Here is a 10946-nt window from a genome sequence, read left to right as displayed (position 1 = left end):
CACCGACGCCGACTGCACCTACGGCGACTTCCTCGACGGCGGCAGCGGCAACGACGTCCTCGCCGGGGACAATGCGACGATCCTGCGCACCGGTTCGACGGCCGGGCCTCGCTTCCGGGCGCTGAGCGGCAACACCCTCATCAGCCCGGTCACGGGGTGGACCGACGTCGCGGGCTCGGAGTACACGGGCACCTTGCCGTGCGAGTGGTTCGACCCGTCCGGACTCGTGCCCGGCTCCTGCACGACGTTGGGCTACCAGAACGACCCGCGCGGGACGCACGCCCGCTTCGTGCAGCTGTACGACATGGACGGGACCGACCCGCAGACCTTCTCCGACTCCGACATGGCGGGCGGCGCCAATGACGACGTCCTGTTCGGCCAGCTCGGCAACGACTGGATCCAAGGTGACGCGTCGGCCATCGACGACCTCGGCCGGGTCACCGTCAACGTCATGACACGGGACACCGTCATCGACCCGCGGACGTCGGTCCCCATCTGGGCCGGCGAGGGAACCGATGGCGACGACTACGTCGAGGGCAACGGCGGCGACGACAGCATCTGGGGTGACATCGGCCAGGACGACCTCGTCGGTGGCAGCTCGTCGATGTTCGGCCTCACCGAGGCGACCCAACGGCTCAACGGCGTCGACACGATCTACGGCGGCGCGGGCACCCTGACGGGGCGCGACGACCTGGGCGATCTCGGTCCGGCCGGTCACGCGCACGACGCCGACGCGATCCTCGGGGACAACGGGAACCTCTACCGCATCGTCGGCGCCTTCGGATCCGCGGCGCTCGACGCCAACGGCGCGCCCAAGGTGCCGTGGTGGTTCCTCGCCTTCGCCTACGACAACTACACCCCGGCGCCGTTCGGCGAGCGGATCGTCGTGCGGTCGTGGGCCACCCTCGACTACACACCGGGGTCCGCGTCGGCCGGGGACCGCGGGCAGGCGGATCTCATCCACGGCGAGGCCGGCGACGACCTCATCCTCGGCGAGGTGGGCAACGACGTCCTCTTCGGCGATGGCCAGGACGACACGATCATCGGCGGCACCGGCAACGACCGCATCTACGGCGGAGCCGGCGACGACGGGATCATCGGCGACGACGGCTTCTTCCGGACCAGCCGCAACGGCTTGGCCGAGCCGCTCTGGGGCGCCACCGCCAACAACTCGGCCACCGTCGCCCTGTGCGACCTCTGCACCGTCGCCTCGTTGTTCCCCAAGGGGATGCTGTTCCGCGAGGCACGGCTGTTCGCATACCCCGCCGTCGAGACCGCTCCCGGCTATGCCGACATCGCCTGGGGCGGGCTCGGCAACGACTGGATGCACGGCAACGAGGGCGACGACGCGCTCTCCGGCGCGGAGGCACTGGCCTTCTACTACTCGGCGATCCCGCAGGACCAGATCCTTGCGGCCTGGGGCGTCGACCCGACCGACCCGCTCGGCTACGACGCGGGCACTCGAAGCTTTGCCTCCTTCAACGTCAACGACCCGCGGTCGAAGGTCTACGACTGTACCGACGGCACCAAGGGCGTCGGTCTCGACGGAACCTGCCCATCCGGGCAGAAGGTCGAGTTCTTGCTCGCCTTCACCCCGTTCACTGAGACCGCGTCGGGTGCAACGGTCTTCGACGCGAAGGGCCAGCCGGTCAAGCGCGACGACGGGTGTGACGTGGTCTTCGGCGACCTCGGCAACGACTGGCTGGTCGGCGGCACGAACACCAACTGGCTGTTCGGCGGGCTCGGCGACGACCTCCTCCAGACCTCGCAGAACCTCGAGGTCGACGCCGGCCGGAACCAACACCCCGAGCCAGCGGCGTGGGCCGACCCGGTCTTCGCCTACGGCGGCGCCGGCCGCGACGTCCTCATCGCCGCCACCGGGCGCGCGCGGTTGTTCGACTGGACCGGCGACAACGACCTCTTCGTCGTGCCGTTCGGCTGGGGCGGCGCTCCGGTGGTCAACCGGTTCTACACACCCGCGATCGCCGCCTTCGTCCTCGCCCTGGGCAAGGCCGGCGGGGCTGACCAGTCCTTCACCGCACCCTTCGACGAGACCGGCGTGACGCGCCCCGGCGGTCCGCTCTTCGGTGCTCAGCTCGGCAGTTCCGCGATCCCGCCGATCAGCATCATCGCCGGTCAGCGAATGGACTTCCTCGGCTTCGTGGACCTCGGCGGCACGTGTGCCGCCGGTGCCTGCACGGCGCCGTCCAGGGCCGTGCCGTGCATCTGCAGGCCGGCACCGAAGCCATGTCTCTGCAAGCCGAAGCCGTGCCTGTGCAAGCCCGCGTCGTGCATCTGCAAGCCCAAGCCGTGCGTGTTCAAGCCGGTCACTCACTACCGCGTCCTCGTCAAGCCGTGCCCGCCGCCCCAGGCCAAGCCGTGCCCGCCGGTGAAGAAGAAGTCGATGAAGCCGTGCCCGCCGCCGAAGCACAAGGTCGCACCGAGGCCCAAGCCGAAGCTGCCACCCTGCTACGCGTTGGTGCCGCGCAACCTCAGACCGCTCAACCCCGGGTGACCTGGCGTCGCTCGGCCGGCAGGGCCAGGTCCAGGAGGCTCTCCTGAAGCCGGCGGCGGTCCGCCGGTCGGTGGGGGACGAGTCCGGGCACCGCCGAGGCCAGTGAGGCGTACCCGAGGTATGCGGCGTAGGCCAGGGCCGCGCGGGAACGGGCTTCCGATGCCGGTACGCCGTCCTCGAGGATGAGCTTCTCCACGTAGGCGACTCGGAGCTGCGTGGCCGCCACGACGGCGGCCCGGACGTCCGGGTCGGCGCTCGCCACGAGCAGCATGTCGGCGGGGGAGTGTTCGGCCGCACGGCTGACGATCCCGAGCAGGTGCTGCAGCCGTTCACGTGGTGTGCCGCCACCGGACTGGACGCGCTCGCTGATGAGGACCGTCTTGTCCTGGACCCAAAGGTCCAGGACGGCGCGGAGCAGGTCGGCCCGATCGGTGAAGTGCCAGTAGCCGGAGCCCTTGGTCGTTCCTAGCCTCGTGGCGACCGGCTCGATCGCCACGGCGTCCGGGCCGCCCTCCACCAGGGCCGCAAGACCCGCCGCCGTCCAGTCCTCCCGGGTCAGGGGCTTCCGTGGGGCCACCGCCATACGGTACCGTATGGATTCCGGAGCATACGGCACCGTATGGAGAGCCATGACCGTCATTCACGCCCCCTCGTTCACCTCACTGGCGCTGCGCGACCGGCCGCCACCCGACTGGGCGGACGTCGTCGTCGAGCCCATTCCCGACGCACTGACCTGGATGACGGACCCCGCCCGGTGGGCGCGCGAGATCTTCTCGGTGCGCAGCGTCCCGCCGGCGGTGACCGGGCTGATGGGACTGCGTCAGCTGTTCGCGCCCGCGGTCGGCGCCTCCCGCGAGTCGTGGGACGTCTTCGAGGTCCGCGAGGTCCAGGGCGATGAGGCGCTGATCGCCCACCCGGACCACCATCTCGACTTCCGCGCCGGGGTCGGGATCGACGTCGAGGCGCGCCTCGTGTGGGTGACCACGGCGGTCTGGTTCCACGGCCGGGCCGGCCGCACCTACTTCCTGCCGGTCCGGTTCCTGCACGACCCCGTCACCCGATCCATGACGAGACGGGCGATCGACCGGCTGGCAGGTGGGACAATCGGGGGGTGACCCCCTCGCCGCGGACCGTGACCCTGCTCGGGTCGACCGGTTCCATCGGCACCCAGGCGATCGAGGTCGTTCAGGCCGCGCCCGACCGGTTCCGCATCACCGCGATGAGCGCCGGTCGCAACCTCACCCTGCTGGCCCGTCAGGCCGTGGAGCTACAGGTCGAGGCCGTGGGGTGCGCGCAGGGCTCCGTCGACGACCTCGCCGCAGCAGTGGCCGAGGCCGCACGGGAGGCCGGGCACGACGCCTACCGGCCCGAGCTGCTGGCCGGCCCCGACGCCGCCGCCATCCTCGCCGGCCGCCCGGTCGACGTCGTCCTCAACGGCATCACCGGCTCCATCGGCCTGGCGCCGACGCTCGCCGCGCTCGGCGCCGGGACGACGCTGGCCCTGGCCAACAAGGAGTCCCTCATCGTCGGCGGGCCGCTGGTGAAGGCGGCCGCCAAGCCGGGTCAGATCGTGCCCGTCGACAGCGAGCACTCGGCCCTGGCCCAGTGCCTCCGCGGCGGGACGGCCGACGAGGTGGAGCGCCTCGTCGTCACCGCAAGCGGTGGGCCCTTCCGGGGAATGCGGCGGGACGAGCTTCACGACGTCACGCCGGAGCAGGCACTCTCCCACCCCACCTGGGCCATGGGACCGGTCATCACGACCAACTCCGCCACCCTGGTCAACAAGGGCCTGGAGGTCATCGAGGCCCACCTGCTCTTCGACGTCCCGTTCGAGCGCATCCATGTCGTGATCCACCCGCAGTCGGTGGTCCACTCGATGGTCGAGTTCGTCGACGGGTCCACGTTGGCACAGGCGTCGCCCCCGGACATGAAGCTGCCCATCGCGCTGGGTCTGGCCTGGCCGGAGCGAGTTCCCGGGGCGGCACGTCCGGTCGACTGGTCGCAGGCCTCGACCTGGGAGTTCTTCCCGCTCGACGACGACGCGTTCCCCGCCGTCGGCCTGGCCAAGCGGGTCGGGCGGGCCGGTGGGACCTACCCAGCGGTCTACAACGCCGCCAACGAGGAGTGCGTCCAGGCCTTCTTCGACGGGCGGATCAGGTTCACCGACATCGTTGACACGGTGGCCCGAGTCGTGGACGACCACGCACAGACTCCCGAGGCCGGGATCAACAGCGGCGACTTGGACGTTGAGACGGTGCTACGGGCTGACGCCTGGGCGCGAACCCGGGCGCGTACGGTGCTCGGTCTGGAAAGGACCCCCGCGTGATCGCCTACATCATCGGCGTGCTCGTCGTCGCCCTGGGCGTCGCGCTCTCGATCGCCCTGCACGAGATCGGCCACCTGGTACCCGCCAAGAAGTTCGGCGTGAAGGTGACCCAGTACATGGTCGGTTTCGGGCCCACCATCTGGTCGAAACGCAGGGGCGAGACCGAGTACGGCGTCAAGGCGGTCCCGCTGGGCGGCTACATCCGGATGATCGGGATGTTCCCCCCGAAGCCCGGTGACCCCGAGGGCCAGCTGCGCGCGTCGTCCACCGGCCGGTTCAGCCAGCTCATGGACCAGGCGCGGCAGGACTCCATGGACGAGGTCCTGCCGGGCGAGGAGAAGCGGGTCTTCTACCGCCTCAACGTGCCCCAGAAGGTCATCGTGATGATGGGCGGCCCGACCATGAACCTGCTCATCGCGGTCGTCCTGTTCGGCGGCATCCTCACGCTCTACGGCATGCCCACCACCACACCGCTGGTCTCGACCGTCGCCACCTGTGTCCCGTCGGCCGCACCGACCCTCGCCAAGCCCCAACCCGACTGCGTGCCCGGTGACCCCGCCTCGCCGGCGGCCGCTGCGGGCCTTCAGAAGGGCGACCGCATCATCTCGGTGAACGGCACCCCGGTCTCGACGTGGGACCAGGTGACGCCGTTGATCCGGCAGTCGGCCGGTCAGACGATGACGCTGGTCGTCGACCGGAGTGGTTCCCAGGTCACGCTCGCGGCACCGATCGCCGCGCTGGGCCGGGCCGCCTACGTCGACAACGACAAGGTCAAGGTCGACGCCAACGGCAACGTAGTCACGGAGACGGTCGGCTACCTCGGCGCGACGCCCACCGGCGAGCTGGTCAAGGGCACGGTCCTCCAGGTGCCCGGGTTCGTCTGGAACCAGTTCACGACGACCGCCGGGGTCGTCGTCAACGTGCCGCAGAAGATGGTCGGGGTCGTCCAAGCCGCCTTCGGCTCGGGGGAGCGCGACCCGAACGGACCGATCTCGGTCGTCGGCGTGGGCCGGGTGGGTGGAGAGATCGCGGCCGCCGACCTCGGCGCGGACGGCACGACGGCCAAGATCATGACCCTGCTGTCGCTCATCGCGTCGCTCAACATGGCCCTGTTCGTCTTCAACCTCATCCCCCTGCTGCCCCTCGACGGCGGACACGTCGCGGGCGCTCTCTGGGAGGGCCTGAAGCGCAACGGCGCCCGGATTCTCGGCCGGTCCGACCCGGGTCACGTCGACGTCGCCAAGGCGCTGCCGGTGGCCTACACGATGGCCCTGGTCCTCATCAGCATGTCGGCCCTGCTCATTTACGCGGACATCGTCAAGCCGGTCAAGCTCTTCTAGCGGACGCCCCGCCGCGGAAGCTGTGGCCGGCGGACGTCGGAGACGGATCGGGGAGGGTTCTCCGTGCTGGGATGCGGACAACCCTCCCCCATCGGGGGCGATCACTCCAGCCGGACGCGCACGGGGAATGGGGCTGCAGGCCGGTGAACCGCGGCCAGTCCCGAGGCTGGGATACTGGAGGCATGACCGTCTCGCTTGGTATGCCCGCCCTCCCCGCGCCGGTACTCGCCCCTCGGCGGCTCACGCGGAAGATCCGGGTCGGCAAGGTCGAGGTCGGTGGGGACGCGCCGATCAGCGTCCAGTCGATGTGCACCACGCCCACGACGGACGTCAACGCGACCCTCCAGCAGATCGCCGAGCTCACCGCCACCGGCTGTGACATCGTCCGCGTCGCCTGCCCCAGCCAAGACGACGCCGATGCCCTGCCCGAGATCGCCCGGCACAGTCAGATCCCGGTGATCGCCGACATCCACTTCCAGCCCAAGTACGTGTTCGCCGCGATCGACGCCGGCTGCGCCGCCGTCCGCGTCAACCCGGGCAACATCCGCAAGTTCGACGACCAGGTCAAGGAGATCGCGCAGGCGGCCAAGGACGCCGGCGTCTCCATCCGCATCGGCGTGAACGCCGGTTCGCTGGACCCGCGGATCATGCAGAAGTACGGCAAGGCCACCCCGGAGGCCCTCGTCGAGTCGGCGGTCTGGGAGGCCAGCCTGTTCGAGGAGCATGACTTCCACGACTTCAAGATCTCGGTGAAGCACAACGACCCGGTCGTCATGGTGCGCGCCTACGAGCTCCTGTCCGAGGCTGGGGACTGGCCGCTCCACCTCGGTGTCACCGAGGCGGGGCCGGCGTTCCAGGGGACCATCAAGTCCTCGGTCGCCTTCGGCGCCCTGCTGTCCAAGGGGATCGGCGACACGATCCGGGTCTCGCTCAGCGCACCCCCGGTCGAGGAGGTCAAGGTCGGGAACCAGATCCTCCAGTCGCTCAACCTACGGCCGCGCAAGCTCGAGATCGTCTCCTGCCCCTCGTGCGGTCGCGCCCAGGTCGACGTCTACACCCTGGCCGACGAGGTCACCGCAGGCCTCGAGGGCCTCGAGGTGCCGCTGCGCGTGGCCGTCATGGGCTGCGTGGTCAACGGCCCGGGGGAGGCGCGCGAGGCGGATCTCGGTGTCGCCAGCGGCAACGGCAAGGGTCAGATCTTCGTCCGCGGCGAGGTCATCAAGACCGTGCCGGAGAAGGACATCGTGGAGACCCTCATCGAGGAGGCGATGCGCATCGCCGAGTCGATGGAGCGCGATGGTGAGGCCGCCGAGCACGGTTCGCCCCAGGTCACCGTCGGCTGACCCCGAAAGCCCGGCTCACCTCATGTTGTCGTCGTCGGCCTCCCGCTCCAGCTCGGCCGCCCGCCGGTAGATCGACCGCTCTTCGGGGTATGCCTCGGACTGCAGCCGCCGGGGCACCGATCCGGGAGGCAACCGCCGGTTCAGGGAGAACAGCCGCCCCAGCACGGGCATCAGCACGATGTTGAGGCCGTGCAGGATCCCGATGATGAGCAGGATCCCGCCGACCCGCACCACCTCCCACTGCAGCTGGCTCGGCGTCACGTTGCCGATGAAGGAACGCCAGTCGTCCGGCGGTTCGAAGTGCACGGTGAAGAAGATGTACGCCGTGAAGATCAGGTAGTACACGACGTCGGTGAGGACGATGTAGCTCTTCCCGGTCAGCGGGTTGTCATGGAAGACGTCCGCCGCGTAGGCGCGGCCGAACCGCTTGATGAACGGACCGAGCCACAGCGCGATCGCGATGAGGACGGCGGTGGTTGCGAGCTCGAGGACCCACCAGGGCATGGTCAACACTCCTTTGGCGTTGCGGGGGGTGAGGGTGAGGACGGCGATCGTGGCGAGGGTCAGACCGGCCAGCCAGAGCAGGACGTTCCCGCGGCGACGGCGTCGGCGCTGTCGGTCCGCGTCGATGCTGTCGACGACGCGGGTGAAGAGATCGTCGGACGGGTGGGTCTCGCCTCGGTCGTGCAACGCGTCGTGCACGGCCTCGCCGAAACGGTCTTCGGGCGCGCTCATTGCTTCGCCTCCAGGGTCTGGGCCATGGACCGCAGCCCGCGTTGCAGGTGGGTCTTGACCGAGTTCGCCGAGACACCAAGCGTTTCCGCGATGTCGGGGATCGAGAGTTCGAGGTAGTAGCGGAGTGCGACGCAGTCGCGCTGCCGCCGAGGCAGCGCGCGTAGCGCCTCGACCACCTCCTGGCGCCCCTCGCTCTCGGCCGCGTACTCCTCGGCCGAGGGGGCGTCCGGTGCTGCCGGCGGACGATGACGGAAGGACACCAGCCCGCGCCGGTTGTGGTCACGCGCGAGGTTGATGACGATGGACCGCAGGTATGCGGCCGCGCGCTCCTCGTCGCGGATCCGATGGGCACTACGCGCCAGCCGGATGAAGGCCTCCTGGACGAGGTCCTCGGCGGCGGTCCGGTCGTCGACGAACAGCCGCGCCAGTGAGACGAGCCGGCTCCCTTCGGACCGGAACAGCGTGGCGACGAGGGCGTCGACCGGCGCGACGCCCTCCTGCCCTGCGGTCGTCCCGGAGGACACCACACCCAAAGTCTCCATCACTTCGACAGACGAAGACGGGACATCGCCGGGTGACACGACAACACGACGGATTCCCGTCGCCGACGGTCGGTCACCCGTCCGCCGGTCGCGCGCGTCAGTCCAGGTATCAGCCGTGCCCGCCGCCCATCTGGGCCGGCGGAACCGGATCCTGTTGCCCACCAAGGGGAAGTCTCGTCATGTCCAACGCCCATCGCGACACCCACGCCTCCACGTCCGCCGCGGCCAAGCCGTCCCGCGGCGCGGTCCTTGCCGCCGTCGGTGCGGTCGGCCTCGTCTCGGTCGCCGCACTCGCCACCGCGGCCCCGGCCCAGGCCCAGGCCACCGGCCCCGCGAAGTCGACCGGCTCGCAGGGGGTCCACCTCTTCCAGGGCCCGCTGCGCGACCTCCAGCCCGCCACCAGCGACCCGCTCGACGGTGCCCAGGCCCGCCTGTTGTTCGTCTCGCACCGGGGCTCGTCGACGTTCGTCCTCGTCGTGTCCGGAGTCGGCCGCGACGGGGTCGGCCACACGTACGGTGCGCACCTGCATACCGGCGCGTGCGTGGCCGGGAACGGCGCTGCCGCCGGCCCGCACTACAACCAGTCCACCGTCAACGGCGTCGTGCCTCCGGTCGTGAACGACCAGACCGAGGTCTGGCTCGACGTCACCGTGGGACCGGGCGGGAATGCCGTCGCCGTCGCCCGCGTGCCCTTCGTGCCCTCGCCCGGTGACCGCGCGGTCGTCCTCCACGCCGAGCACACCGACGACCACGGCACCGCCGGCGCCCGTCTCGCCTGCCTGCCGGTGCGTTGGTCATGAGGACCGCACGGTATGCCGCCATGGGCTTCGCCCTGGGTGCCGGGTGGGGGGTCCTCGCCCGGGTCTGGATGCGGCTGATCTCCACGTCGCCGGAGTTCACCTGGGCCGGGACCCTGTCGATCGTCCTCACCGCGGCGGTCATCGGTCTCGCGTTGGGCGTCGTCCACGCCGCCCGGCGACGCGGGGGCAGTCGCTGGTGGCGGCTGCTCGCCCTCATCGTCCCGGTGTTGTTCCTCAGCCCCGGCATGGTGTTGTTCCCGGCGGTGGTCATCGGCGGCTGGGGTCTGCGGCGAGGCCCGGTCGCGCGGCTCGTCGCCGCCCTGGCCGTCCTGTCGGCGCCCGTCATTCTCGTGGCGATCAGCTGGGAGGAGGTCGAGACGACCCTCACGCCGTACCCGGAGAACGTGTACCGGCTCGTGCTCGCTGCCGGCGGTCTGGTCCTCGGGGCGACGGCGGCATGGGCTACCAGTGTCGCGCTCGGTCCCTGGCGCCGCCGGGAGCCGGCGGCGTCCGAGGCCAGGACGAGCGTCACCGTCGCGGCCTGACGGGACGAGGGCGCGCAGAGAGATCGGGTGACGCGCCGGGGATAGCGGTCGACAACGGACGGGGCCGACCGGCAGGCTGTACCCGTGCTGCGCACCCAGTCCCCCGTGCGCGCCCTGACCACGGCGGACCGCGACGAGGCGCTGGAGCTGTGTGCCCGCAACCCCGCCGCCAACGTCTTCGTCGCCGCGCGGATCGAGGAAGGTGCCCTGCGGTCGGCGCCAGGGTCCCTCCTCGGCTTCCGCAGCGGCGGCCGGCTGCGCTCCCTCTGCTGGGTGTCCGCGAACGTGGTCCCGGTCGAGTGTGACGCGGAGACCGCCGAGGCGTTCGCCGCCCGGATCCGCCGGTGGCACAAGGGGTGCGCGTCGATCTTCGGCCCCAGCGAGCAGGTTCTCGCCCTCTGGGGCGTGCTGGAGCACTCGTGGGGCCGTGCCCGGGCGGTCCGGGCGCACCAGCCCCTCATGGCGACGTCGCAGACGTCGGCGGAGTTCGGGGTCCCCGCAGAGCCCCGGGTGCGCTTCGCCCGACTGGAGGAGGTGGACATCGTCATGCCGGCGGCGGCGGCGATGTTCACCGACGAGATCGGGTACCCGCCCTACCGCGGGTCCTCGCGGGGCTACCGAGCACTGATCGCCGGGCTCATCGCCGACCGCCACACGGTCGTCTGGGTGGAGGGCGACGAGGTTCTGTTCAAGGCCGACGTCGGCTCGGCGGCCGTGGACGCCGCGCAGATCCAGGGGGTGTGGCTGGCGCCCCGGCTGCGTGGGCACGGGCTCTCCGAGGACCTGATGGCTGCGGCGAC

The 10946-nt window shown here is 70.7% G+C and carries 10 protein-coding genes and 1 pseudogene; 8 read left to right on the top strand and 3 right to left on the bottom strand.

The features are described from left to right. A pseudogene (locus tag VIG79_RS11720) lies at positions 1-2515 on the top strand (hypothetical protein); the annotation flags it as partial. On the opposite strand, the gene VIG79_RS11715 reads toward VIG79_RS11720, so the two are convergent. After that, positions 2502-3092, bottom strand: coding sequence for a TetR/AcrR family transcriptional regulator (locus VIG79_RS11715; RefSeq protein WP_331885773.1), 591 nt, complete (start codon positions 3090-3092; stop codon positions 2502-2504). The pseudogene VIG79_RS11720 and the gene VIG79_RS11715 sit on opposite strands and share 14 nt — an antisense overlap. Positions 3093-3144: 52 nt before the next feature. On the opposite strand from VIG79_RS11715, the gene VIG79_RS11710 reads away from it, so the two are divergent. The 4 genes from VIG79_RS11710 to ispG all read left to right on the top strand — a co-directional run bounded on the left by VIG79_RS11710 (position 3145) and on the right by ispG (position 7524). Then, entirely contained in the window at positions 3145-3630 is a 486-nt protein-coding gene (locus VIG79_RS11710) for a DUF2867 domain-containing protein (RefSeq protein WP_331885771.1), read from the top strand. Further along, positions 3627-4841 (top strand): 1-deoxy-D-xylulose-5-phosphate reductoisomerase, encoded by a 1215-nt coding sequence (gene dxr / locus VIG79_RS11705; RefSeq protein WP_331885769.1) that lies wholly within the window; start codon positions 3627-3629, stop codon positions 4839-4841. The genes VIG79_RS11710 and dxr overlap by 4 nt, the downstream gene beginning before the upstream one ends. Further along, a complete protein-coding gene (locus tag VIG79_RS11700) occupies positions 4838-6181 on the top strand; it encodes a M50 family metallopeptidase (RefSeq protein ID WP_331885767.1) in 1344 nt (447 codons plus the stop codon). The genes dxr and VIG79_RS11700 overlap by 4 nt, the downstream gene beginning before the upstream one ends. A 182-nt stretch (positions 6182-6363) precedes the next feature. Further along, positions 6364-7524, top strand: coding sequence for a flavodoxin-dependent (E)-4-hydroxy-3-methylbut-2-enyl-diphosphate synthase (ispG, locus tag VIG79_RS11695; RefSeq protein ID WP_331885765.1), 1161 nt, complete (start codon positions 6364-6366; stop codon positions 7522-7524). A gap of 15 nt (positions 7525-7539) precedes the next feature. Here the strand turns inward: ispG and VIG79_RS11690 are convergent, their stop codons facing one another. Next, positions 7540-8259 (bottom strand): hypothetical protein, encoded by a 720-nt coding sequence (locus VIG79_RS11690; RefSeq protein ID WP_331885763.1) that lies wholly within the window; start codon positions 8257-8259, stop codon positions 7540-7542. Next, complete coding sequence (locus tag VIG79_RS11685; protein WP_331885761.1) at positions 8256-8786, bottom strand: RNA polymerase sigma factor; 531 nt, start codon at positions 8784-8786, stop codon at positions 8256-8258. The genes VIG79_RS11690 and VIG79_RS11685 overlap by 4 nt, the downstream gene beginning before the upstream one ends. A 194-nt stretch (positions 8787-8980) precedes the next feature. On the opposite strand from VIG79_RS11685, the gene VIG79_RS11680 reads away from it, so the two are divergent. From VIG79_RS11680 to VIG79_RS11670, 3 genes are all read left to right on the top strand, one after another. Continuing rightward, the gene (locus VIG79_RS11680; protein ID WP_331885759.1) at positions 8981-9601 is read left to right on the top strand and encodes a hypothetical protein; all 621 of its coding nucleotides are present in this window, start codon (positions 8981-8983) and stop codon (positions 9599-9601) included. Further along, complete coding sequence (locus VIG79_RS11675) at positions 9598-10146, top strand: hypothetical protein (RefSeq protein WP_331885757.1); 549 nt, start codon at positions 9598-9600, stop codon at positions 10144-10146. Before VIG79_RS11680 ends, VIG79_RS11675 begins: the two co-directional genes overlap by 4 nt. A gap of 84 nt (positions 10147-10230) precedes the next feature. Beyond that, positions 10231-10946: DUF4081 domain-containing protein (locus tag VIG79_RS11670; RefSeq protein ID WP_331885755.1), on the top strand; the 716-nt coding region annotated here is incomplete at its 3' end.

Source organism: Lapillicoccus sp. (genome assembly GCF_036559105.1).
Lineage (GTDB): Bacteria > Actinomycetota > Actinomycetes > Actinomycetales > Dermatophilaceae > Lapillicoccus.
This window is presented reverse-complemented; position numbering and strand designations above follow the sequence as displayed.

Coding starts and splice junctions, on each gene's coding strand:
- VIG79_RS11675 (WP_331885757.1), top strand. CDS start 9,598: ATGAGGACCGCACGGTATGCCGCCATGGGCTTCGCCCTGGGTGCCGGG.
- VIG79_RS11680 (WP_331885759.1), top strand. CDS start 8,981: ATGTCCAACGCCCATCGCGACACCCACGCCTCCACGTCCGCCGCGGCC.
- ispG (WP_331885765.1), top strand. CDS start 6,364: ATGACCGTCTCGCTTGGTATGCCCGCCCTCCCCGCGCCGGTACTCGCC.
- VIG79_RS11710 (WP_331885771.1), top strand. CDS start 3,145: ATGACCGTCATTCACGCCCCCTCGTTCACCTCACTGGCGCTGCGCGAC.
- VIG79_RS11690 (WP_331885763.1), bottom strand. CDS start 8,259: ATGAGCGCGCCCGAAGACCGTTTCGGCGAGGCCGTGCACGACGCGTTG.